This is a genomic window from Streptococcus oralis (assembly GCF_016127915.1).
In the GTDB taxonomy this organism is placed as follows: Bacteria; Bacillota; Bacilli; order Lactobacillales; family Streptococcaceae; genus Streptococcus; species Streptococcus oralis_BO.
On record NZ_CP066059.1, the window covers coordinates 1,340,778 to 1,366,503 of the forward strand.

Consider the following 25,726-nt stretch of genomic DNA (forward strand, 5'->3'; position numbering starts at 1 on the left):
CATAAAAAACAACACCCCATGACTAGAAGATTCTTCTAACCATGGGGTGTTTTCTCTATAGGAGGGCTAGGTTATTTCTTTTTCTTGTTTTTTATCAACCATCCAAGTCCGAGAAGGGCAAGGATGCTGAATCCAGCAAGGGCAAGGAGGGATTTGCTCTCAGTTCCTGTGTTTGGAAGGAGGTTCTGAGAGTGAGCCTCTGCAGCAGTTTCTTGAGTTTCAGGATTGGCTGCTAGGTTTTGAGCTTGACCTTGTTCTGGTTCAACTTCCAAGCTAGAAAGATCAAATTCTGGTTTTTCTTCCACAGCTGGAGCGACAATGGCACCACCTTGAGACAAGCGGAGAACAACGGCAGTGAGAGCGTTCAATTTCAAGCCTTTTTCAGTCCATTCGAGACCTTGAGGTTTAACGATTCCTACTGGTCCGGCTTGATTTTCATCTGCCAGGACTTCAGCCTTTCTCAAGTGAGCAAAGGCAGTTCCTAGAGTAAATTCACGAGCCTTATCATCCGCATTGACAAAGACAGCGTAGACATCACCGTTTGGAGCAGTGATTTGGTAGCCGATGGTCACATCTTCTTTTTCAACGCCATTTTGTCCTGGCACAGTGATGAGGTGGACGCGTTCTTTGATATCTTGTAGACTCTTGAGTCGGAAGGCGTCAGTCGATTGACGAAGGGCGATCAGACCTTTCATGTAGTCACGGCTCTTGACATTTTCGGGATATGCTTTGCCGTCAGTTGCTTTGGTCCAATCAAACTTGTTGACAGCATCACTAGAGTCGTAAGAGTCATGGATAAAGTAAGGATAGACAAATGGCTTGCCGTCCTTGTCGCGCAACAAGTGAGACTTGTTTGGAACCTTATCTTCAGGAACAGGAGTCTTATAGGCTGGATCAAGGAATTGTTTGGTACGTCCATATTCCTGCCCAGAGTGGATAAACGGAGTTCCTTGAGCAGTCAAGACCATGAGGTTTCCAAGTCGCAAACGACGATGGATCTCAGCGTAGTTTTCAGCCTTGCTTGGGTCTTTTTTGATCGACTGGGCAATGATGTCAAAGAGGGTCAAGTTATCATGGGCTGCGATATACTGGATAACATCTCCAGGGCTGTCTGCTTCAAAGTTAGTTGGTTGAGCAATCAGATTTTTAAAGATAGTGTTGATATCTCGCTTGCCACCTGTGATAAAGGCAGGTTGACCTTCGTTTGGATAGCCAGACTTGAGGTTGTTACGGATGTCGTCTGAAAAGACTGCGACAGTATCTGTTTTCTTCATCCAATCTTGGTCAGCAGGTTGTACAGGTGCATTTTCATCACCAGTATAGGTTTTCCAGCCTTCACCTAGCATGATAAGATTTGGATTGAGGGCGCGTGCAGCTTTGTACGCTTCTTCGATTGAAGCCGCATCGTGGTCACCCATCATATCAAAGCGGAAACCATCTACTTTGTAGGTTTCAACTAGATACTTGATAGAGTCTACCAAGACACGCTTAGACATGTAGTGGGTTGTTCCCAAACGACCGCCTCCGAAGCTAGTACGTGGAGTTCCGTCTGCGTCCATAAAGTGATAGTAGTTTGGCTCAATATCCTCAAAAATATCAACATTGGCAGTATGGTTGTAGACCACATCCAAGATAGCCCCCATGCCACGTTTGTGGATTTCGTTGATGAGGTTTTTGAATTCAGCGATACGTTTTTCTGGATCCTTAGGATCGCTTGAGTACATACCAGTCAAGGAGAAGTAGTTTTGAGGGTCATATCCCCAGTTGTAGTTACTGTTGCTTGAAGCATAGGCAGACAAGCGTTCTTGGTTCTTCAATTCATTGACAAAGTAGTAGGACAAGACTGGAAGGAGTTGGATGTGGGTCACACCTAAGTCTTTGAGATAGTCTAATTTTTCGATAAAGGCTTCAAAGGTACCGAATGGCTTGGTCAAGTCTTTTGCGATGGCAGGATCCGAAGTGAAGTCACGTACATGAGCTTCATAGATAACGGCATCTTCGCGTGATTTGAAGTTACGAATCTTTCCATAGGTCAAGTCTTGCGGACCTAACTTCGCTGGATCGACAAAGGCAGCCTTAGCGACCTTATGAGCGGCATCTGTTTTTGCTAGGTCACTGTTCCAAGCCGCTAATGATTTGGCATAAGGGTCAAGAACGAGGACAGTTTTACCTTGGCGCTCGATTTGGTAGTGGTAGTAGTAGCCAGTGTAGTTGCTGATACCGAGACCAGAGTTTGCATCCAGAGTTTGTTTCCAGGTTCCTTTTTCTCCTTTTTCAAGGGCGACAGTTCCAACTACTTTTTCAGGATCTTTCTTGTCATATACGACAACGGAAACCTTATCAGCGCTTGGAGACCAGAGGGTGAGGTCAACACGCTTTCCATCTTCTTTTAGAGTTGCGCCGAGTGGACCATCGTAACTGTAGGACTCATCCTTGAGGCGCCAGCTTGAACGTGTGGTAAAACGGTCTGAATTGTAGCTGACAGTGTACAGGTGTTGGGTGTCAGAGAAGTTGCCGATGTAGGTCACTTTTTTACCTGCCTCATCCACTTCCACGTCTGTGATAGCTACTTTATTCCCTTGGTAATCAGTGATGCTGGAGTGTTTGAGGATATCGTCTTTCTTAGCTCCAACGAGGGTAGAAAAACTGCTTTCGATACGAGATTTAGCCACGTGTTGGGCACCAGTCATACGGATATCGTGAACGTAGTAGGGGTTGGTGTAGATGGTTTCGTCATCATCTTTGAGGAAAATCTGACTGTGATTTTTTAGATCAGTGAATTTATAATCTTCTTTTCTGATTTTCACATCATCGCCTTTCTTGCTTTCGTCTAGTAATAAAAATCCAAATTCTCTAGCAGCTTCATTGAGTGGGATATCAATGTAGCGGCCATACTTTCCAGTTGCGGTAAAGTCAGTACCGTCAGGCCATTCTCCACTGCTTGGTTTTTTGACATCGCCCCAATACCAGAGAGATTTTTTGTCATAGTTCCCGTCGGTGCGATAGTAGTTGACACGAATAGTTCCTGCTGGCTGAGGACGGTAGTTGTATACCTTGTAGTTTTCATCTAGCCAAGCCTCATTCATTTTTGGAGAGAGGCGCTCTACCGAACGGTCCCCTGTCAGGTTATCTCCCTTGGTATTGTTGATAAGGAAGCTGACTTTCTTGGCTTGCTCATTTTTGAGTTTGACATCTAGGTAATAGCCGTAGTCATCTTGCTTGGCATCCTTGAAGGACTTGGCTCCATTGGGCCAGTTTTCAGACGGTTTTTCAACATCATCCCAAGTCCAAAGACCTTGAGAATCCTTGTTTTCTTCAGGGAGTTTTTTTACATGGATGCGGAAGTGGTTGTCTGCGATGGGTTCTTCAGAACTAGTGTCTGCTTGTGGTTTTTGATCAGAACTTGGCGTCGAAATGCTGGCATCTACTTTCTCTTCTTTGCTGTTAGCTTGGCTTGTAGTAGCATCTTCTATTTTAGGTGTTTCTGGTGCTGTAGTAGTTTCCGCAGCTGGAGCTTCCTTTTTAGAATCAAGGGAAGCGTTTGCATTCTTTTGTTCAGAAATAGGCGTTTCCTTTTGAGTTTGACTCGTTTCAGTCTCAGTAGGGGCCTTGGTCACAGCGCTGGTATTTTCCTGAGTTTGAGGCAGGTTTTCGTTGGCCGAAATAGTTGGCATTGCAGCAGAAAGCAGGACAATGCTGGCACCAATAAGGACAGAACCAGTTCCGTTCTTCAAGGAACGGATACCGTAAATCATTTTTTTCTCAGTTTGAGATGGGATCTTTTTCATCACAATTCTCCTTGTGTAGTTGTTCCCTAACAGTATAGCATGAGGTAAACATTAGTGCAAGCGTTTTCCTAATTTTTAAGAGAAAATATAATGCTTCATTTTCTTGAAATTATAAATAATATATAGGAAAAGATTGTTTAAAAAATAGTAAAAAAACCTTGAAAAATCTAGCTAAATAAGGTATAATATGAGTAATCATTTGTCGTAGGTTTTGTCTGAAATATTGTCCAGACAAGGCTCACAGCAGTTAAATCTTCTGAAAAAGTCAGATTTAGCTGCTCTTTTTGTGCTTTTTTTCAGGTTTTTGAGTGTTTGTAACAAAGATTTAAAGATTCTGAAAATTTATCAAAGGGACACGGTGATAGGGGTTTCTAAAACCATATGACGATTAGAAAAGCCTGATTGACAAGGCTTGGAATTTATTTACAAAGGAGAATCATCTTGGCAGGACATGACGTTCAATACGGGAAACATCGTACCCGTCGTAGTTTTTCAAGAATCAAAGAAGTTCTTGACTTACCAAATTTGATTGAAATTCAAACGGATTCATTCAAAGATTTCCTAGACCACGGACTTAAGGAAGTATTTGAAGATGTATTGCCAATTTCAAACTTCACAGACACAATGGAGTTGGAATTTGTTGGCTATGAAATCAAGGAACCAAAATACACGCTCGAAGAAGCTCGTATCCACGATGCTAGCTACTCAGCACCAATTTTTGTAACCTTCCGCTTGATTAATAAAGAAACAGGCGAAATCAAGACTCAAGAAGTCTTCTTTGGTGATTTCCCAATCATGACTGAGATGGGTACTTTCATCATCAATGGTGGTGAACGTATTATCGTTTCTCAGTTGGTTCGCTCACCAGGTGTTTACTTTAATGACAAAGTAGACAAGAACGGTAAAGTGGGTTACGGTTCTACTGTTATCCCTAACCGTGGAGCTTGGTTGGAACTTGAAAGCGACTCAAAAGACATCGCTTATACTCGTATCGACCGTACTCGTAAGATTCCATTTACGACCTTGGTTCGTGCGCTTGGTTTCTCAGGTGATGATGAAATCTTTGATATCTTTGGTGATAGCGAATTGGTTCGCAATACTGTTGAAAAAGATATCCACAAGAATCCAATGGACTCTCGTACAGACGAGGCCTTGAAAGAAATCTACGAACGCCTTCGTCCAGGTGAGCCTAAGACGGCTGAAAGCTCACGTAGCTTGCTTGTGGCTCGTTTCTTTGACCCACGCCGCTACGATTTGGCAGCAGTTGGTCGTTACAAGATCAATAAAAAACTCAACGTTAAAACACGCTTGCTCAACCAAACCATTGCAGAGCCATTGGTAGATCCTGAAACGGGTGAAATCTTGGTAGAAGCTGGTACCGTTATGACTCGTAGCGTGATTGAAAGCATCGAGAACCACTTGGATGGCGACTTGAACAAGATTGTTTATATTCCAAACGATGCAGCTGTTCTGACAGAACCGGTTGTCCTTCAAAAATTCAAGGTTGTTGCCCCAACGGACCCAGACCGTGTTGTAACTATCATCGGAAATGCCAATCCTGATGACAAGGTTCATGTTGTAACTCCTGCGGATATCCTTGCAGAGATGAGCTACTTCCTCAACTTGGCGGAAGGTATCGGACGTGTGGATGATATCGACCACCTTGGGAACCGTCGTATCCGTGCAGTTGGTGAATTGCTTGCAAACCAAGTACGTCTTGGACTTTCTCGTATGGAACGTAATGTCCGTGAACGTATGTCTGTTCAGGACAATGAAGTTTTAACACCACAACAAATCATCAACATCCGTCCTGTAACAGCTGCAGTTAAAGAATTCTTTGGTTCATCACAGTTGTCACAGTTCATGGACCAACACAACCCGCTTTCTGAGTTGTCTCACAAACGTCGTTTGTCAGCCTTAGGACCTGGTGGTTTGACTCGTGACCGTGCTGGATATGAAGTACGTGACGTGCATTACACTCACTACGGTCGTATGTGTCCAATCGAGACACCTGAAGGACCTAACATCGGTTTGATCAATAACTTGTCATCATACGGTCACTTGAACAAGTATGGATTTGTTCAAACACCATATCGTAAGGTTGACCGTGAAACTGGTGTAGTCACAAACGAAATCGTTTGGTTGACAGCCGATGAAGAAGATGAATTTACTGTAGCACAGGCTAACTCTCGTCTGAATGAAGATGGTACTTTTGCTGAGAAGGTTGTCATGGGACGTCACCAAGGGGTCAACCAAGAGTACCCAGCAGAAGTAGTTGACTACATGGACGTTTCACCAAAACAGGTAGTTGCCGTTGCGACTGCATGTATTCCTTTCTTGGAAAACGATGACTCCAACCGTGCCCTCATGGGTGCCAACATGCAACGTCAGGCTGTGCCATTGATTGATCCAAAAGCACCTTACGTTGGTACTGGTATGGAATACCAAGCAGCCCACGATTCAGGAGCTGCTGTGATTGCTCAGCATGCTGGTAAAGTTACCTACGCAGATGCTGACAAGGTAGAAGTACGCCGTGAAGATGGTTCATTGGACGTTTACCACATCCAAAAATTCCGTCGTTCAAACTCAGGTACTGCTTACAACCAACGCACGCTTGTTAAAGTTGGCGATGTCGTCGAAAAAGGCGACTTTATCGCTGACGGACCTTCTATGGAAAAAGGGGAAATGGCGCTTGGACAAAACCCAATCGTTGCCTACATGACTTGGGAAGGTTACAACTTCGAGGATGCCGTTATCATGAGCGAACGCTTGGTCAAAGACGATGTCTATACATCTGTCCACCTCGAGGAATACGAATCAGAAACCCGCGATACAAAGCTTGGGCCTGAAGAAATTACTCGTGAAATTCCAAACGTTGGTGAAGATGCCCTTAAGGACCTTGACGAAATGGGTATTATCCGTATCGGTGCAGAGGTTAAAGAAGGCGATATCCTTGTAGGTAAAGTCACACCTAAGGGTGAGAAAGACCTTTCAGCTGAAGAACGTCTCTTGCACGCTATCTTCGGAGACAAGTCTCGTGAAGTCCGTGATACTTCTCTTCGAGTACCTCACGGTGCCGATGGTGTCGTTCGTGATGTTAAGATCTTTACACGTGCAAATGGAGATGAGTTGCAATCAGGTGTTAACATGCTGGTTCGCGTCTACATCGCTCAAAAACGTAAGATCAAGGTCGGAGATAAGATGGCCGGACGTCACGGAAACAAAGGGGTTGTCTCTCGTATCGTTCCTGTAGAAGACATGCCTTACCTTCCAGATGGAACTCCAGTCGATATCATGTTGAACCCACTTGGGGTACCATCACGTATGAATATCGGTCAGGTTATGGAACTCCACCTTGGTATGGCAGCCCGTACTCTTGGTATCCACATCGCAACACCAGTCTTTGACGGAGCAAGTTCGGAAGACCTTTGGGACACTGTTAAAGAAGCAGGTATGGATAGCGATGCTAAGACAATCCTTTACGATGGACGTACAGGTGAACCGTTTGACAACCGTGTATCAGTTGGTGTCATGTACATGATCAAACTTCACCACATGGTTGATGATAAATTGCACGCACGTTCAGTCGGACCATACTCAACCGTTACCCAACAACCACTCGGAGGTAAAGCTCAGTTTGGTGGACAACGTTTCGGTGAGATGGAGGTTTGGGCTCTTGAAGCCTACGGTGCGTCAAATGTCCTCCAAGAAATCTTGACTTACAAGTCTGACGATATCAACGGACGTTTGAAAGCTTATGAAGCTATTACAAAAGGAAAACCAATTCCAAAACCAGGTGTTCCAGAATCCTTCCGAGTTCTTGTCAAAGAATTGCAATCTCTTGGTCTTGACATGCGTGTTCTTGACGAAGATGACCAAGAAGTGGAACTTCGCGACTTGGATGAAGGAATGGACGAAGATGTCATCCACGTAGATGACCTTGAAAAAGCCCGCGAAAAAGCAGCCCAAGAGGCTAAAGCAGCCTTTGAAGCTGAAGAAGCTGAGAAAGCAACAAAAGCGGAAGCAACAGAAGAAGCTGCTGAACAAGAATAAGCAGTTCACTTAGAATAGAAAGGGAAGAAATAGTGGTTGATGTAAATCGTTTTAAAAGTATGCAAATCACCCTAGCTTCTCCAAGCAAAGTCCGTTCATGGTCTTATGGAGAAGTCAAAAAACCTGAAACAATCAATTACCGTACGTTGAAACCAGAACGTGAAGGACTCTTTGACGAAGTTATCTTTGGCCCTACAAAGGACTGGGAATGTGCTTGTGGTAAGTACAAACGCATTCGTTACAGAGGGATTGTTTGTGACCGCTGTGGGGTTGAAGTAACGCGTACGAAAGTTCGTCGTGAGCGTATGGGGCACATCGAGTTGAAGGCTCCTGTATCTCACATCTGGTATTTCAAGGGGATTCCAAGCCGTATGGGCTTGACCCTTGATATGAGTCCTCGTGCCCTCGAGGAAGTTATCTACTTTGCGGCTTATGTGGTGATTGATCCGAAGGATACACCACTTGAGCACAAGTCTATCATGACAGAGCGCGAATACCGTGAGCGCTTGCGTGAGTACGGTTATGGATCATTCGTTGCCAAGATGGGTGCCGAAGCCATCCAAGACCTCTTGAAACAAGTAGATCTTGAAAAAGAAATTGCGGAACTCAAAGAAGAGTTGAAAACAGCTACTGGACAAAAACGTGTCAAAGCCATCCGTCGTTTGGATGTTTTGGATGCCTTTTACAAATCTGGAAACAAACCTGAATGGATGATTCTCAACATCCTTCCGGTTATTCCACCAGATCTTCGTCCAATGTTGCAGTTGGATGGTGGCCGTTTTGCCTCATCTGACTTGAATGATCTTTACCGTCGTGTTATCAACCGTAACAACCGTTTGGCTCGTTTGCTTGAGTTGAATGCACCAGGTATCATCGTTCAAAATGAGAAGCGTATGCTTCAAGAAGCGGTTGACGCTTTGATTGACAATGGTCGTCGTGGTCGCCCAATTACAGGACCAGGTAGCCGTCCACTCAAATCATTGAGCCACATGCTTAAAGGGAAACAAGGACGCTTCCGTCAAAACTTGCTCGGTAAACGTGTTGACTTCTCAGGACGTTCCGTTATCGCCGTTGGTCCAACTCTTAAGATGTACCAATGTGGTGTGCCGCGTGAAATGGCGATTGAGCTCTTTAAACCATTCGTCATGCGTGAAATCGTTGCCCGCGATATCGTGCAGAACGTCAAAGCGGCTAAACGCTTGGTGGAACGTGGAGACGAACGTATCTGGGATATTCTTGAAGAAGTAATCAAAGAACACCCAGTACTTTTGAACCGCGCACCGACCCTTCACCGTTTGGGTATCCAAGCCTTCGAGCCAGTCTTGATTGATGGTAAGGCCCTTCGCTTGCACCCACTTGTCTGTGAAGCCTACAATGCCGACTTTGACGGGGACCAAATGGCCATCCACGTACCGCTTTCAGAAGAAGCTCAAGCGGAAGCTCGTATTCTAATGCTTGCTGCTGAGCATATCTTGAACCCGAAAGATGGTAAACCAGTTGTTACTCCTTCTCAGGACATGGTTTTGGGTAACTACTACTTGACCATGGAAGAAGCTGGTCGTGAAGGTGAAGGAATGGTCTTCAAAGACCGTGACGAAGCGGTTATGGCTTACCGTAATGGTTATGTTCACCTCCACTCACGTGTTGGTATCGCGACAGATAGCCTCAACAAACCTTGGACTGAAGAGCAAAAACACAAGGTCTTGCTGACAACAGTTGGTAAAATCCTCTTCAACGACATCATGCCAGAGGGTCTGCCTTACTTGCAAGAACCAACAAATGCCAACTTAACAGAAGGTGTTCCAGCTAAATACTTCTTGCCACTAGGTGGAGATATCAAGGAAGCAATCAGCAATCTTGAACTCAACCCTCCATTCAAGAAGAAAAATCTTGGGAATATCATCGCTGAAATCTTCAAACGTTTCCGTACGACAGAAACTTCTGCCCTACTTGACCGCATGAAGAACCTCGGTTACCACCACTCAACTCTTGCAGGTTTGACAGTGGGTATTGCCGATATCCCAGTTGTTGAAGACAAGGCTGAAATCATCGAAGAATCACACAAACGTGTAGAACAAATCACCAAACAATTCCGTCGTGGTATGATCACAGACGACGAGCGCTACAACGCTGTTACAGCTGAATGGCGTGCAGCCCGTGAAAAATTAGAGAAACGTTTGGTTGCCAACCAAGATCCTAAGAACCCAATCGTTATGATGATGGACTCTGGAGCCCGTGGTAACATCTCAAACTTCTCACAGCTTGCCGGTATGCGTGGTCTGATGGCCGCTCCGAATGGACGTATCATGGAATTGCCAATCCTTTCAAACTTCCGCGAAGGTTTGTCAGTACTCGAAATGTTCTTCTCAACTCACGGTGCTCGTAAAGGTATGACCGATACGGCCCTTAAGACAGCCGACTCAGGTTACTTGACTCGTCGTTTGGTAGACGTGGCCCAAGACGTTATCATCCGTGAGGACGACTGTGGAACTGACCGTGGTCTCTTGATCCGCTCTATCGCAGAAGGAAAAGAGATGATCGAGTCTCTCGAAGAGCGTCTCAATGGTCGTTACACTAAGAAAACTGTTAAACACCCAGAAACTGGTGCAGTTATCATCGGTTCAAATGAGTTGATTACAGAAGACAAGGCGCGTGAAATTGTCAATGCTGGCGTGGAAGAAGTGACTATCCGTTCCGTATTTACATGTAACACTCGTCATGGTGTCTGCCGTCACTGTTACGGTATCAACTTGGCGACTGGTGATGCGGTTGAAGTTGGTGAAGCAGTTGGTACAATCGCTGCCCAATCTATCGGGGAACCTGGTACACAGCTTACAATGCGTACCTTCCACACGGGTGGGGTTGCCTCAAATACCGATATCACTCAGGGTCTTCCTCGTGTCCAAGAAATCTTTGAAGCCCGCAATCCTAAAGGGGAAGCGGTCATCACAGAGGTCAAAGGGCAAGTTACAGCTATCGAAGAAGACGCGTCAACTCGTACCAAGAAAGTCTTTGTTAAAGGTGAAACTGGCGAAGGTGAATACGTGGTTCCATTTACAGCACGTATGCGTGTCGAAGTTGGAGATCAAGTTTCTCGCGGTGCAGCATTGACAGAAGGTTCTATCCAACCAAAACGTCTCCTTGCTGTTCGTGATGTCTTGTCAGTTGAAACCTACCTTCTCGGTGAAGTACAAAAAGTTTACCGTAGCCAAGGGGTAGAAATCGGCGACAAGCACATCGAGGTAATGGTTCGTCAAATGATTCGTAAAGTTCGTGTCATGGATCCAGGTGACACAGATCTTCTCATGGGTACCCTCATGGATATCAACGACTTTACAGATGCCAACAAGGATGTTCTTATCGCAGGTGGAGTTCCAGCGACAGGTCGCCCAGTTCTTATGGGAATTACCAAAGCCTCACTTGAAACCAACAGTTTCTTGTCAGCGGCTTCCTTCCAGGAAACAACTCGTGTCCTTACAGATGCAGCCATCCGTGGTAAGAAAGATCATCTCCTTGGACTCAAGGAAAATGTTATCATCGGTAAGATCATCCCAGCTGGTACTGGTATGACTCGCTACCGTAACCTTGAACCACAAGCTATCAATGAAGCAGAATATCTGGCTCCAGAACAAGAAGAGGCAGAACTTGCTCCTGTAGAGGAAGTTGTGGAAATCCAAGTTGAAGAAACAGTAGAATAAAAGCAAACAAGAGAACCTTTGGGTTCTCTTTGTTTTATTTCAGAAAATTTTCCCACTTTTTCATAAAGTGTGGTAGAATAGAAGAACTAAAATGCCAAGGAGGTGTCCATATGGAACAAACATTCTTTATCATTAAGCCAGATGGTGTGAAAAGAGGGCTGGTGGGCGAAATTCTGCAAAGAATGGAGCAACGAGGTTTCAAACTCGAAAAATTAGAGTTACGTTCAGCGGTTTCAGAAGTTTTGATTGACCAGCACTATCAAGACTTGGTTGAAAAAAGTTTTTATCCTCCTATCCGTCAGTTTATGACCTCAGGACCAGTAGTGGTGGGCATTCTATCAGGTCCGAAAGTGATTGAAACTTGGCGGACCATGATGGGGGCTACTCGTCCAGAAGAAGCTCTGTCAGGAACTATCCGAGGAGATTTTGCCAAGGCTGCAGGAGACAATCAAGCCATTCAAAATGTAGTTCACGGCTCTGATTCGGAAGCTTCTGCAAAACGTGAAATTGCTCTCTGGTTTAAGGATTAGACTGGTAAAAGAACAGTTCTGTGCACAACAGAGCTGTTTTTTGGTCAGTTGAGCACAAAAAAAGAACACTTGAGGCGGTAACGATCATTTCAAACTCCTCACAAGGTATAATCCCATATAGGGAGGGAAAAGAAATGGTAAAATCAATTCGCCTATTGTTATTGATTGCAGTCATCCAGATTAGTTTTAGTAGTTGTCTATTATGGAAAGAATCCTTTTTATCTTTAAAACAGACCAATGCTTACTTTTTGATTTTGATAGTAGGATTTTCTGTTCTTTGTGCTGGGATAAATTATTTCCATACAGCAGACCAGTCTAGACATAGTATTTTACATGTTCAAAAGAAAGTGAGTCTTGTTTATTGCCTCCTTTTAGTAGTCAATCTTCTTGCAACCTGTCTGGTTCTCTCAGAAAGCATCCAAACCACTAGCAAATTGCAGCAGGAACTGGTTGACCTCTTTTTACCCTCCTTCTTTTTCTTGCTAGGAGTAGATCTATTGATTTTCTTACCTTTTGATAAAATTTTTCGCGATATAGAAAATCACCTAAATAAAAAGAAAACAGTCGTCATTTCCGTTCTAGCTACGATGGTTTTCTTGAGGAATCCCTTAGTGATTTCCTCGATTCTCCTTTACATCAGTGTCGGTTTTCTATGCGCACGTTTCCTTTTTCCAAAATGTATTCAAAGGGAAATCTCCTTTTACGGACACCTGATTCGGGATATTCTGTTTGTTTTTTCAATAGTTGTATTCTTTTAAGTGGAGGAGAATTTTTCAAAATTGTTATAGTAAGTTCATAAAGAAAATTCACACAAAAGAAAACTTTTTGGTATAATAGTAGCATGCACACAAAAAATGAAGAAGAGCTTCTAGCTCTCGGAGAAAGATTAGGTCATTTGCTTCAAAAAGACGATGTTCTAATCTTGACTGGAGAGTTGGGTGCGGGTAAAACAACCTTTACAAAAGGCCTTGCCAAGGGCTTGGATATCTGTCAGATGATTAAAAGTCCAACCTATACCATTGTCAGAGAGTACGAAGGGCGTTTGCCACTTTACCACTTGGATGTCTACCGTATCGAAGGTGATGCTGATTCTATTGACTTGGATGAGTTTCTCTTTGGTGGTGGTGTGACTGTTATTGAGTGGGGGCATCTTTTGGGTGAAGATTTACCAGATTCTTACTTGGAGTTGGAAATTTTGAAAGAAGCTGATGGTCGTTGTCTTCATTTTACGGCTCATGGCTCTCGGGCTGAACAAGTCATCAAGGAGCTTCAAGATGGAGTATGAGTTGTGTATTCGTGAGGCAGAGACTTCAGATGCTACAGCCTTGATTGCATTTTTAGATTGTGTCGGTCAAGAGACAGACTTTACTAGCCTAGATGAAAATGGCATCATGATGACAGCTTCTGAAATGGCTCTTTTTATCGAAAAACAAGCTGCATCAGAGAATCAAATTACTCTCCTCGCCTTACTGAATGATGAGATTGCAGGAGTTTTAAATATCACAGCAGACCAACATTTAAGAGTTCGACATATCGGTGATGTTTTTCTAGCAGTTCGCAAGAAATTTTGGAACCAAGGCTTGGCAACTATACTTCTAGAAGAAGGCATCGAGTGGGCTAAAGCCAGTGGTGTCTTGCGCCGCTTGCAACTTAGTGTACAAAAACGAAACGAGGCCGCTATCCACCTCTACTCAAAAATGGGATTTATCACAGAAGGCTTACAAGAAAGAGGAGCCTATTTAGCAGAAGGGATATTTTTAGATGTTTGTCTTATGGGCAAGCTGATAAATGAATAACGAGATGATTAAAAAATTAATTGGAATGGTGCTAGGTTTCCTAGCAGTAACAGTTTTAGGTGTAGCGGTTTATGGCTATACCATCTACCAACAGGGAACAGAAACCCTAAGTAAAAAGACTTACAAAAAAATCGGGGAAGAAACCAACGTTATCGAAGCGACGGAGCCTCTGACCATCCTCTTGATGGGGGTAGATACGGGAAATGTGGAACGTACAGACCCGTGGGCGGGAAATAGTGATTCCATGATTCTCTTGACGGTTAATCCCAAAACAAAGAAAACCACAATGATGAGTTTGGAACGGGATATTTTGACCAAGATTGAGACTGGAAACGGTCAAGTTCAGGAAGCTAAACTCAATGCCGCCTATGCTAATGGTGGTGCGGAACTTGCAATTTCTACTATTCAAAAGATGATGAATATCCACATTGACCGCTATGTGATGGTTAACATGCAGGGGCTTCAACAATTGGTGGATGCGGTTGGTGGAATTACCGTCAACAATACACTCGGTTTCCCAATTTCGATTGCTGACCAAGAGGAGTTTAATAAGATTTCTATCGGTGTTGGAGAACAAACCTTGAATGGTGAGGAAGCACTGGTGTATTCACGGATGCGTTACCAAGACCCAGAAGGAGACTATGGTCGTCAAAAACGTCAACGTGAAGTTATTCAAAAGATCGTTGAGAAGGTTTTGAGCCTAAACAGTGTGAGTCATTATCAAGGTATCCTCAAAGCTTTGAGTGATAACATGCAGACCAATGTAGACTTATCAGCTAAGAGCATTCCACAATTGCTCGGCTATCAAGATTCTTTCAAGAATATCGAAACGCATCAATTGCGTGGGGAAGATGCTGAGCTACAGGGAATTTCTTATCAGATTGTCACTTCAGAACATATGCTCGAAATGCAAAATCTCTTGCGTCGTTCACTAGGTAAAGAACCAGTGACAGAATTGGAAACCAATGCGGTACTGTACGAAACAGCCTTTGGTCGGACAGCACCTTCAACCAGTACTAACGCTTCAAACGAAGAAGCAGAATAGGAAAAGAATCAAATCGTGGGAAATTTCCTGCGATTTTTTCAAAAAAATTCGAATAGATAAGTAGGAGGAAACATGAAAGCAGAAATTATTGCTGTCGGAACAGAAATTTTAACAGGGCAGATTGTCAATACCAATGCTCAGTTTTTATCAGAGAAACTAGCCGAAATCGGGGTAGATGTCTACTTCCAAACTGCTGTTGGAGATAATGAAGCTCGTCTTTTGTCCTTGCTTGAAATTGCGAGTCAACGTAGTAATCTTGTGATTTTGACAGGGGGCTTGGGACCAACCGAGGATGATTTGACCAAACAAACTCTGGCAAAATTTTTAGGAAAAGCTCTAGTGTTTGACCCTCAAGCACAAGAGAAATTGGATATTTTCTTTGCTCATAGACCTGACTATGCTCGGACACCGAATAATGAGCGCCAAGCCCAAATTGTAGAAGGGGCAACTCCACTGCCAAATGAAACAGGTTTAGCAGTCGGAGGGGTGTCGGAAGTGGATGGCGTGACCTACGTGGTCCTTCCAGGACCACCAAGTGAGTTGAAACCCATGGTCTTAAATCAACTCTTACCCAAGTTAATGACTGGTACCAAGTTATACTCACGAGTGCTCCGTTTCTTTGGAATTGGGGAGAGTCAGTTGGTGACCATTTTAGCGGATTTGATTGACCATCAAACCGATCCGACTTTGGCGCCGTATGCCAAGACGGGAGAAGTTACCTTGCGCTTGTCTACAAAAGCAGTTAGTCAAGAAAAGGCTGATCAAGCACTGGACATCCTAGAAAATCAAATCTTGGATCGTCAAACTTTCGAGGGGATTTCTCTACGAGACATCTGTTATGGATATGGGGAAGAAACCAGCCTCGCAAGTGTCGTTGTAGAAGAGCTAAAGAAGAGACAGAAAAGCATTACTGCGGCAGAAAGCTTGACGGCAGGTCTCTTTCAAGCGACATTAGCAGACTTTTCGGGCGTTTCAGCTATCTTTAATGGTGGTTTTGTCACTTACAGCCTAGAAGAAAAGTCTAAGATGTTGGATATTTCCGAGCAAGAGCTAAAAGAACACGGGGTCGTTTCTGAGTTTACGGCTCGAAAAATGGCAGAGCAGGCACGGATCAAGACTCAGTCTGACTACGGAGTTAGTTTGACGGGTGTGGCAGGGCCAGATAGCCTAGAGGGGCATCCAGCTGGTACAGTTTTTATTGGACTGGCACATACAAAAGGGACAGAGGTGATCAAGGCTAATATCGCAGGACGGAGTCGAGCAGATGTTCGACAGATTGCGGTCATGCATGCCTTTAACCTAGTTCGCAAGGCTTTATTAAGTGACTAAATTTTGGTATAATAAAAGATAGGTCTAAGGACCAGTAGAATATAGGAGAACAAAATGGCGAAAAAACCAACAAAAAAATTAGATGAAATTGGGAAAAAATTTGGAGCTGACCGTGAAAAAGCATTGAACGATGCTCTTAAATTGATTGAGAAAGACTTTGGTAAAGGCTCAATCATGCGCTTGGGTGAGCGCGCGGAGCAAAAAGTTCAAGTGATGAGCTCAGGCTCATTGGCTCTTGACATTGCTCTTGGTTCAGGTGGTTATCCTAAAGGACGTATCATCGAAATCTACGGACCAGAATCATCTGGTAAGACAACGGTTGCCCTTCACGCTGTAGCGCAAGCACAGAAAGAAGGTGGTATTGCAGCCTTTATCGATGCGGAACATGCTCTTGATCCAGCCTATGCTGCAGCCCTTGGTGTGAATATTGATGAGCTGCTCTTGTCACAACCTGACTCAGGAGAGCAAGGTCTTGAAATTGCAGGAAAATTGATTGACTCAGGTGCAGTTGACCTTGTCGTTATCGACTCAGTTGCGGCCCTTGTACCTCGTGCGGAAATTGATGGGGATATTGGAGACAGCCACGTTGGTTTGCAAGCTCGTATGATGAGCCAGGCCATGCGTAAACTCGGAGCTTCTATCAATAAAACCAAAACAATTGCCATCTTTATCAACCAATTGCGTGAAAAAGTTGGGGTCATGTTTGGAAATCCAGAAACAACACCTGGTGGACGTGCTCTGAAATTCTACGCTTCAGTCCGTTTGGATGTTCGTGGAAGCACACAAATCAAGGGAACTGGTGATCAAAAAGATACCAATGTCGGTAAGGAAACCAAGATCAAGGTCGTGAAAAACAAGGTAGCTCCACCATTTAAGGAAGCCTTTGTTGAAATCATGTACGGAGAAGGAATTTCTAAGACTGGTGAGCTCTTGAAGATTGCAAGTGATCTCGATATCATCCAAAAAGCGGGAGCATGGTACTCTTACAAGGGTGAAAAAATCGGACAAGGATCTGAAAATGCTAAGAAATACTTGGCGGATCACCCAGAAATCTTTGATGCCATTGACCACCAAGTCCGTGTTCAATATGGTTTGATTGAAGATGAAGAAAGAACAACTCCTACCTCTGTTGCAGAAGATCTAGCACCTAACCAAGAAGTAACACTTGACCTAGGCGACGGACTCGAAATCGAAATTGAAGATTAAAAATAAAAGCGGAGAAGTCCTTCTCTGCTTTTTATGTTTAATTATTAAGTCTCCATAGCTTCAAAAGCGTAAAAAAGAGTATTTAATCAAAAAAATTAAATCATTCTATAAAAAGGAGACTACTATAATGGAAAAAAGCCTTGTTCGTAATGTACAAGACAAAAAGATTGCTGGTGTATGTGCTGGTATCGGTGACTACTTTAACATGGACCACACACTTGTTCGTGCACTTTGGATCATCTTCACCCTACTTGGTGGTTCTGGAATCTTAGCTTATGCTGTTCTCTACTTCCTTCTTCCAGAAGGCAATGCAGAAGCTTAAGCCATAGAGAGAATAAAAGTTTATTCTGATTAGTTGAAAATAAAAAATGCATGTAATCGTAGATTACATGCATTTTTATATGTAGCTTCTATCGAAAAAGAGAGATTCTTCACCAGATGGATAAGTCTTGTTTAATGGTCACTAAAACGACGATACTCTATATGAAAGTCAAAATAATGTTCGTTCTGTAACTTTTGGAAGATATCGCGATAGGCCTCTTCGTCAAAATGGTCGCCACGGTAGAGAATTTCAAAACTCAAACCATCGTATTCTAGAAAAGCGTTGGCTGATTTAAAGCCATTTTGGCGATAGAAATCCATGCGGGCCTTTCTTTGCTCCAAGTTATCGCATTTTTCATCCAATCGCTCGATTTCCAGTAACATGGTTCGCTGGTAAAAATCAGTCAGCTTTTCGATGATTTCTTTTCCATATCCGTGGCTTCTTAAGTGGGGCATGATGGCAAAAAAACTGATATAGAAGGCCTTTGGATTGGAGATGGCAAAAGCAAAGCCGACAAACTCTTCTTGGTTATAAAAGGCAAAAAAGTGGGCGTCTTCTCGGTCTTGATAGCGTAAAAACTCTGACAGAGGAACTCGTTCTTCCTCAGGGAATGCTTCCTTGTTTAGCTTTTCAACCTTATCCAGATCAGGAAACACATCGGTAATTAATTGACTGGTCAAACTCATAAATGACCTCCTTTTCTTGATTATAGCAAATTGTCTCTCTGTAAGCAATTGATTGCAAACTTAGTGACAGAGCCTTGTCGCTCCTTTAGAAAGCTGATATAATAGCTTTATGAATAAGAAACGATCCGTGGACTTGATACATGGTCCTATTCTTCCTGCGCTGTTAAGCTTTGCCTTTCCAATCTTGCTATCCAATATTTTTCAACAGCTCTATAACACTGCTGATGTCTTGATTGTTGGGCGTTTTCTTGGTCAAGATTCCTTGGCTGCAGTGGGAGCTACAACTGCCATTTTTGACTTGATTATAGGTTTTACGCTTGGTGTTGGAAATGGCATGGGGATTGTCATTGCCCGCTATTATGGGGCTCGTAATTTCACCAAAATCAAAGAAGCAGTAGCAGCAACTTGGATTTTAGGTGCTTTTTTGAGCATTCTGGTCATGCTGATGGGCTTTGTCGGTCTGTATCCACTCTTGCAATATTTAGATACCCCTGCAGAAATCCTTCCCCAATCCTATCAATATATTTCTATGATTGTGACCTGTGTCGGTGTCAGCTTTGCCTATAATCTCTTTGCTGGTTTGTTGCGGTCCATTGGTGATAGTCTAGCGGCTCTTGGATTTCTGATTTTTTCTGCCTTGGTCAATGTGGTTCTGGATCTCTATTTCATTACGCAACTGCATCTGGGAGTTCAATCTGCGGGGCTTGCTACTATTATTTCACAAGGGTTGTCAGCGGTTCTCTGTTTTTACTATATCCGCAAGAGTGTTCCAGAACTGCTCCCTCAACTCAAGCATTTTAAATGGAACAAGTCTCTGTACGCGGATCTCTTGGAGCAAGGTTTGGCCATGGGTTTGATGAGTTCGATTGTGTCCATTGGTAGTGTGATTTTACAGTCTTCGGTCAATACTTTTGGAGCTGTGATTATTAGCGCCCAGACAGCAGCTAGACGCATTATGGCCTTTGCTCTCCTTCCTATGACAGCTATTTCTTCTGCTATGACGACCTTTGCCTCTCAAAATCTAGGAGCCAAGCGACCAGACCGCATAGTTCAAGGTCTTGGTATTGGGAGTCGCCTAAGCATGTCCTGGGCTGGTTTTGTTTGTATTTTCCTCTTTTTTGCTAGTCCAGCCTTGGTTTCCTTCTTGGCCAGTTCAACAGATACTTACTTGGTAGAAAACGGTAGTCTCTATCTGCAAATCAGTTCAGTCTTTTATCCGATTTTGAGCCTTTTGCTGATTTATCGCAATTGCTTGCAGGGATTGGGGCAAAAAGTCCTTCCTCTCGTTTCCAGCTTTATAGAACTAATCGGGAAAATCGTTTTTGTGGTTTTAATTATCCCTTGGACAGGGTATAGGGGAGTTATCCTTTGCGAACCCCTTATCTGGGTTGCCATGACCATCCAACTGTACTTTTCACTTTTCCGCCATCCCCTGATAAAAGAAGGCAAGACAATCTTGGCAGCCAAAGGACAATCCTAGTTGGATTTGCTGAATAAAATCCATTTCCTCTAGTGAAAATCGAAAAAACTTGTGTTATAATAAGAAAGATTAAAATGTGAAAAAAGGAGATTCCTAATGGGACGTAAATGGGCCAATATCGTAGCCAAGAAAACGGCTAAAGATGGAGCTAACTCTAAAGTATATGCAAAATTTGGTGTAGAAATCTATGTAGCAGCTAAAAAAGGTGATCCAGACCCAGAATCAAACACTGCTTTGAAATTCGTTATCGACCGTGCTAAACAAGCCCAAGTGCCGAAACACGTTATCGATAAAGCGATTGATAAAGCAAAAGGAAACACAGACGAAACCTTTACAGAAGGACGTTACGAAGGTTTTGGACCAAATGGTTCTATGCTGATTGTTGATACTTTGACTTCAAACGTCAACCGTACAGCGGCTAATGTCCGTGCTGCCTTTGGTAAAAACGGCGGAAATATGGGTGCTTCAGGTTCGGTTTCTTACCTCTTCGACAACAAGGGTGTTATCGTATTTGCTGGTGAAGATGCAGATGCAGTCTTTGAGCAATTGCTTGAAGCGGATGTGGATGTGGATGATGTAGAAGCAGAAGAAGGAACAATCACTGTTTACACAGCTCCAACAGACCTTCACAAGGCTATCGTTGCCCTTCGTGAGTCAGGTGTCGAAGAATTCCAAGTGACAGAATTGGAAATGATTCCTCAGTCAGAAGTGGAATTGTCGGGAGATGACCTTGAAACCTTTGAAAAACTGTACAGTGTTCTTGAGGACGACGAAGACGTACAAAAGATCTACACAAACGTAGATGGATTCTAATAGAAAAACGAACAGTTTTACTAGCTGTTCGTTTTTTTGATATTTGAACTTAGACTCTAGTTTCAGAATCGTTTTTTTGCTTGCTTTTTTCTAGACCTAGACCGACTGCATGTTTTTGGACGAGCAAGAGTTGCCCATTGTCATCTTTTGCAAAAGTTAAGGTAACAGTTTTAATCTTGTCGCCAATGGAGATATAGGTGATTTTTCTCGTATCGTATCCCCCAATAGTGGAGTCAAACTCGGAGTCTGGTAGTCCGTGTTTTTTGATAATATCCTTGTAGTTGGTACCACCTTTTCCTTTGTTGTCAAGGTCACCTTCGATTAAGGCGTCGAACTGTTCTTGGGTCCAGGTGAAGGTATCGTCTTCTTCCTCCTCAGGGATGGAATAGGCGCTATCATCTGTCAAGTCGCTTTCTTCTCCGCGTTCCATTGAGGAACTTGCCTCTCTATAGGAACGATTAAACTCCCTGACAAACTCTTTGTAGAAATTAGCGTACAGTACCTGAGTCGTAAAGAAAAGTACAACAGAAGCAACTGCAAGAGATGTTCCGATAATGGCCATTGTTTTTTGTTTTTTGAGGTTGACGATAAGGCCGATAATCCCCAAGATAAATGCGACGATGGCGATGAAAAACGATAGATAGTTAATAAACGGGATCCAGGACCCTAAAAGTGCGATGGCCCCAAAAATGGTTGCCAAGATTCCTAAAACTCTTTGTTCTTCTGGTTTCATTTGAAAGTTTTCTCCCTTCATCGAGTGAATGGATTTCTATCCACAGTAGTTAGTGCTTATTATAGAAAAAATATTGCCTAATGTCAATTTAAACTAAAATAGTTCTCTTGGAAACTTTTTTCTTGACATCTTTTCTGAAAATGATAAAATAGTTCTCATGGAAACTCAAATGGTTCTTGTGAGAACTATTTTTAATTGTGAGAAAGGAGCAATCATGGACAAGCCGATGTTGATGTTTAAACGTTTTGGACACCAGGTTCATCTGATGGTACAGAAAGAAGCCAAGCGATGTGGCATTGAATTTATGGGTGGACCGCAAGGGCAGGTTCTGCGTTTTTTAGATCATTGTGAACAAAAAGAGGAACTGGTCTTGATTAAGGATATCGAACAGGAACTCAATATTACCAAATCTGTTGCGAGTAATTTAGTCAAGCGCATGGTACAAAATGGTTTGGTCGAGTTAGAGGCGAGCCCGAGCGATAAGCGGGCAAAATTTGTTCGCCTGACGGAGAAATCGCGTTCGCAGATGCAAAAAGTTAAGGAATTTTTTGATCGGATCGATCAGAGTCTGCTAGAGGGTGTTTCAAAGTCAGACTTGGCAATCTTTGAAAAGGTACTCGGACAATTGCAAGAAAATGTTGAGAAGATAGGAGGAGAGAATGAAGAAACTCGCTAAACGTATTACAGGAAAAGAGTGGGGGATGATTCTCCTTACGATTCTGTTCACTTGTTTCTCGGTCTATCTCGAGTTAGAGGTGCCGACTTATATTTCGCAAATTACAGAATTACTGGGAACGTCTGGAACGCAGTTGGGTGAACTCTGGTCACCAGCTGCGAAGATGATTGGTTTGTCTTTATTGGCTTTCTTTTCATCTGTTATGGTTGGTTTCTTTGCTGCTCGCGTTGCAGCATCTTATACAACCCATCTACGTAGAGATGTTTTTCATCAGGTTTTGGATTTTTCACAGACAGAAATCAAGCGCTTTTCAATCCCAAGTCTTTTGACTCGGACGACCAATGATATTACCCAGGTACAGATGCTCTTTACCATGGGCTTGCAAGTGGTTACTCGTGGGCCGATTATGGCTATCTGGGCCATTGGGAAAATCCTTGGGAAATCGGAATATTGGCTCTGGGCGGTCGTTGTGGCTGTTATTGTCAATGTCTTGATGACCACTGTTCTCATGACTCTGGCCTTTCCAAAACAATCGGTCATCCAAAAATTGACAGATAAACTCAATAGTATCACTCGTGAAAGTTTGACTGGGATTCGAGTTGTACGCGCATACAATGCCGAGGATTACCAAGATAAGAAATTTGAAGCAGCCAACGATGAGGTAACACGTCTCAATCTCTTTGTCAATCGTTTGATGGCCATTATGAATCCCATTATGATGGCGATTTCTAGTGGCTTGAGTCTAGCCATTTACTGGATCGGTGCCTATATCATCAACGACGCAAGTGTGACAGAACGTCTACCACTCTTTAGTGATATGGTGGTCTTCATGTCCTATGCTATGCAGGTCGTGATGGGCTTCCTTCTCATGGGAGCACTTTTTATCGTTCTTCCTCGTACCTTGGTTTCGGCAGGACGTATCAATCAAGTATTGGATCTGCATTCTTCTATTGAAAATCCTAGTCACGCTCAGACAGCGGATCCTTCAGTTCAAGGACAAGTGGAATTCCGTGATGTGACTTTCCGTTACTCTAAAAACTCAGAAGCAGTCGTGGAACATGTCACTTTCAAAGCAGAAGCGGGTCAAACCGTAGCCTTCATCGGATCGACTGGATCAGGTAAGTCTACGCTTGTCAACCTCTTGCCACGTTTTTACGACGTTTCAGATGGACAAATCCTAGTGGATGGTGTCAATGTGCAAGATTATGACTTGGAAGATTTGCGCAATAAGGTCGGCTATATTCCACAAAAAGCTGTACTCTTTTCCGGAGATGTCAAGGGGAACTTGGACTTTGGTAAGAGCAAAGAAACTCCTCTAAGCGAAGCTGCTATGTGGCAAGCCCTTGAATTGGCCCAGTCTAAAGCATTTATCGAGGACAAGGAAGCAGGTCTTGCATCAGAAGTAGCCCAAGGTGGAACCAACTTCTCAGGAGGACAAAGACAGCGTCTGGCCATTGCGCGTGCCTTGGCTCGTAAACCAGAGATTCTCATCTTTGATGATTCCTTCTCAGCCTTGGACTACAAGACAGATCGTGTCCTACGCCAAGAGCTAGCCGAGAAAACAAAATCCATGACCAAGCTCATCGTAGCGCAGCGCATTTCTACCATTATGGATGCAGACCTGATCTTAGTATTGGATCAAGGAAAAGTCGTGGGACAAGGCACCCACAAGGAACTTCTAGCTACCAACGAAGTCTACCAAGAAATTGCCTACTCACAACTATCGAAGGAGGAATTGGAACATGGAAAATAAAAAAGTGTCGGTCTGGAAACAGTGCAAACCTTATATGGCAGGCCTCCAACTCCCTATCCTAATAGCAGTTGTGGCTGCAGTCATTTCAAGTATCATTACCGTTTATGGTCCAACTAAGATTAAAGAAATTACTAACTTGATTTCAGATGGTTTGGCTACAGAAATCGACTTGGTAGTTGTGTCAAACATTGCTAGCTTTTTAGTGATTCTCTATGTATTTGGCGCCATTCTTAACTATACACAGGCCTATATCTTTTCAACGAGTATCCAACATTTTTCAAAACGCTTGCGGACGGCTATCGCTGAAAAGATTAATCGTTTGCCACTTGGCTATTTTGACCGTCATTCACAAGGAGATACCCTTTCGCGCGTGACCAATGATGTGGATACGGCAGCGCAATCTCTCAACCAAAGTTTAGGGACAGTTCTTTCAGCTAGTTTCTTGTTGATTGCTGTCTTGGTGACCATGTTTGGGATGAACTGGATTTTGGCTCTCGTAACAGTGGTCTCTACGCTTGTTGGTTTTGCAGCGGTTTCCGTAATCATGGCCAAGTCACAAGGATACTTTGAGGCCCAACAAAATAATCTGGCAGCCGTCAATGGTTATGTGGAAGAGATGTACTCTGGACACAATGTTGTGACCAGCTACAACGCAGTAGACACCTCCAAAGCGAGATTCGCAGGTTTAAACCAAGACTTGCATGATAGTATCTGGAAATCTCAGTTTATCTCTGGTATCATGATGCCAGCCATGTTCTTTGTTGGGAACTTTAGTTATGTCTTAGTCATCATCGTTGGGGCCGCGCTGGCGTTAGAAGGACATATCAGTATCGGGATTATCGTCGCCTTTATGGTTTACGTACGGACCTTCTCACAACCTCTGTCACAGATTGCCCAAGGTATTACGAGTTTGCAACAAGCAAGCGCAGCCATGACTCGTGTATTAGAATTTCTAGCTGAAGCAGAGATGCAGGATGAATCTCATAAGGAAAGACAATTGGCCCATATGAAAGGGGAAGTAGTCTTTGATCACGTGTCCTTTGGCTATACACCAGAGCGCACCATCATCCATGACTTTTCTGCGACAGCTCATGCAGGTCAGAAAGTCGCGATTGTTGGACCGACTGGGGCTGGGAAGACAACCATTGTCAATCTTTTGATGAAGTTCTATGAGCTAGATAAGGGAAGTATCCGCATAGATGGTGTGGATACCAAGGATATGAAGCGCTCAGAAGTACATGATGCCTTTTCAATGGTTTTGCAGGACACTTGGCTCTTTGAAGGAACGATTCGAGAGAACCTGATCTATAATCAGACAGACATCAGTGATGAACGAATGATGGAAGCCAGCAAGGCTGTGGGAATCCACCACTTTATCATGACTTTGCCAGATGGCTACGATACTGTTTTGGATGACACCGTGACCTTGTCTGTTGGACAGAAACAGCTCTTGACCATTGCTCGTGCTTTGCTGAAAGATGCACCGCTCTTGATTTTGGATGAAGCAACATCCTCAGTCGACACACGTACAGAGGAGTTGATTCAAAAAGCCATGGACCGTTTGATGGAGGGTAGAACTTCCTTTGTCATCGCCCACCGCTTGTCAACTATCCGTAATGCCGACTTGATTCTTGTCATGAAAGATGGCAATATCATCGAACAAGGCAATCATGAGGAACTAATGGCGCAAGGTGGCTTCTACGCTGACTTGTACAATAGTCAATTTACAGAAGACGAAGCAGAAGAATAAATCAAAAGAAGGCTTGACGGCCTTCTTTTTCTGCACTATACTAGAAGACAAGTGCCTCACCTAGAGGT

General features: G+C 43.5%; 18 protein-coding genes. 15 read left to right on the forward strand and 3 right to left on the reverse strand.

Going from position 1 to position 25,726, the window contains the following annotated elements; genetic code table 11:
- Window positions 1-71: 71 nt before the first annotated feature.
- Window positions 72-3,788, reverse strand: a complete 3,717-nt coding sequence (locus I6H78_RS06575; RefSeq protein ID WP_198459174.1) for a pullulanase — start codon at window positions 3,786-3,788, stop codon at window positions 72-74.
- Between the two features lie 441 nt (window positions 3,789-4,229).
- Here I6H78_RS06575 and rpoB point away from each other — a divergent pair, with 441 nt between their 5' ends.
- The 10 genes from rpoB to I6H78_RS06625 all read left to right on the forward strand — a co-directional run bounded on the left by rpoB (window position 4,230) and on the right by I6H78_RS06625 (window position 17,767).
- Window positions 4,230-7,841: a DNA-directed RNA polymerase subunit beta gene (gene rpoB / locus I6H78_RS06580; RefSeq protein WP_198459175.1), complete on the forward strand. Its 3,612-nt coding sequence runs from the start codon at window positions 4,230-4,232 to the stop codon at window positions 7,839-7,841.
- Between the two features lie 32 nt (window positions 7,842-7,873).
- Complete coding sequence (gene rpoC / locus I6H78_RS06585; RefSeq protein ID WP_198459176.1) at window positions 7,874-11,539, forward strand: DNA-directed RNA polymerase subunit beta'; 3,666 nt, start codon at window positions 7,874-7,876, stop codon at window positions 11,537-11,539.
- Window positions 11,540-11,649: 110 nt separating this feature from the next.
- Complete coding sequence (ndk, locus tag I6H78_RS06590; RefSeq protein WP_198459177.1) at window positions 11,650-12,069, forward strand: nucleoside-diphosphate kinase; 420 nt, start codon at window positions 11,650-11,652, stop codon at window positions 12,067-12,069.
- Window positions 12,070-12,203: 134 nt separating this feature from the next.
- Entirely contained in the window at window positions 12,204-12,827 is a 624-nt protein-coding gene (locus I6H78_RS06595) for a hypothetical protein (RefSeq protein WP_096408900.1), read from the forward strand.
- 83 nt (window positions 12,828-12,910) lie between these two features.
- Window positions 12,911-13,354 carry a tRNA (adenosine(37)-N6)-threonylcarbamoyltransferase complex ATPase subunit type 1 TsaE gene (tsaE, locus tag I6H78_RS06600; RefSeq protein ID WP_198459178.1) on the forward strand — a complete coding sequence of 148 codons (444 nt, stop codon included), beginning with the start codon at window positions 12,911-12,913 and terminating at the stop codon, window positions 13,352-13,354.
- Window positions 13,344-13,865 carry a GNAT family N-acetyltransferase gene (locus I6H78_RS06605; protein ID WP_198459179.1) on the forward strand — a complete coding sequence of 174 codons (522 nt, stop codon included), beginning with the start codon at window positions 13,344-13,346 and terminating at the stop codon, window positions 13,863-13,865. The genes tsaE and I6H78_RS06605 overlap by 11 nt, the downstream gene beginning before the upstream one ends.
- Window positions 13,866-13,869: 4 nt before the next feature.
- A complete protein-coding gene (lytR, locus tag I6H78_RS06610; protein ID WP_000592174.1) occupies window positions 13,870-14,910 on the forward strand; it encodes a glycopolymer--peptidoglycan transferase LytR in 1,041 nt (346 codons plus the stop codon).
- Between the two features lie 72 nt (window positions 14,911-14,982).
- Entirely contained in the window at window positions 14,983-16,239 is a 1,257-nt protein-coding gene (locus I6H78_RS06615) for a competence/damage-inducible protein A (RefSeq protein WP_198459180.1), read from the forward strand.
- A gap of 54 nt (window positions 16,240-16,293) precedes the next feature.
- Window positions 16,294-17,445, forward strand: coding sequence for a recombinase RecA (gene recA / locus I6H78_RS06620; RefSeq protein WP_001085520.1), 1,152 nt, complete (start codon window positions 16,294-16,296; stop codon window positions 17,443-17,445).
- A 127-nt stretch (window positions 17,446-17,572) separates the two neighbouring features.
- Entirely contained in the window at window positions 17,573-17,767 is a 195-nt protein-coding gene (locus I6H78_RS06625; protein WP_198459181.1) for a PspC domain-containing protein, read from the forward strand.
- 131 nt (window positions 17,768-17,898) lie between these two features.
- Here the strand turns inward: I6H78_RS06625 and I6H78_RS06630 are convergent, their stop codons facing one another.
- Window positions 17,899-18,453, reverse strand: coding sequence for a GNAT family N-acetyltransferase (locus I6H78_RS06630; protein WP_198459182.1), 555 nt, complete (start codon window positions 18,451-18,453; stop codon window positions 17,899-17,901).
- Window positions 18,454-18,562: 109 nt separating this feature from the next.
- Between I6H78_RS06630 and I6H78_RS06635 the strand changes: the two genes are divergently transcribed.
- Both I6H78_RS06635 and I6H78_RS06640 read left to right on the forward strand, forming a co-directional pair.
- Complete coding sequence (locus I6H78_RS06635) at window positions 18,563-19,933, forward strand: MATE family efflux transporter (protein WP_198459183.1); 1,371 nt, start codon at window positions 18,563-18,565, stop codon at window positions 19,931-19,933.
- 96 nt (window positions 19,934-20,029) lie between these two features.
- Window positions 20,030-20,746 carry a YebC/PmpR family DNA-binding transcriptional regulator gene (locus I6H78_RS06640; protein WP_049524687.1) on the forward strand — a complete coding sequence of 239 codons (717 nt, stop codon included), beginning with the start codon at window positions 20,030-20,032 and terminating at the stop codon, window positions 20,744-20,746.
- Window positions 20,747-20,795: 49 nt separating this feature from the next.
- Here I6H78_RS06640 and I6H78_RS06645 read toward each other — a convergent pair whose 3' ends face one another.
- Window positions 20,796-21,500, reverse strand: coding sequence for a CD20-like domain-containing protein (locus tag I6H78_RS06645; RefSeq protein ID WP_198459184.1), 705 nt, complete (start codon window positions 21,498-21,500; stop codon window positions 20,796-20,798).
- Between the two features lie 193 nt (window positions 21,501-21,693).
- Here I6H78_RS06645 and I6H78_RS06650 point away from each other — a divergent pair, with 193 nt between their 5' ends.
- From I6H78_RS06650 to I6H78_RS06660, 3 genes are read left to right on the forward strand one after another with little or no spacing between them, the layout of a single operon-like run.
- Complete coding sequence (locus I6H78_RS06650; protein ID WP_198459185.1) at window positions 21,694-22,155, forward strand: MarR family winged helix-turn-helix transcriptional regulator; 462 nt, start codon at window positions 21,694-21,696, stop codon at window positions 22,153-22,155.
- The gene (locus I6H78_RS06655) at window positions 22,139-23,908 is read left to right on the forward strand and encodes an ABC transporter ATP-binding protein (protein WP_198459186.1); all 1,770 of its coding nucleotides are present in this window, start codon (window positions 22,139-22,141) and stop codon (window positions 23,906-23,908) included. The genes I6H78_RS06650 and I6H78_RS06655 overlap by 17 nt, the downstream gene beginning before the upstream one ends.
- Window positions 23,898-25,658, forward strand: a complete 1,761-nt coding sequence (locus I6H78_RS06660) for an ABC transporter ATP-binding protein (protein ID WP_198459187.1) — start codon at window positions 23,898-23,900, stop codon at window positions 25,656-25,658. Before I6H78_RS06655 ends, I6H78_RS06660 begins: the two co-directional genes overlap by 11 nt.
- Window positions 25,659-25,726: the final 68 nt, after the last annotated feature.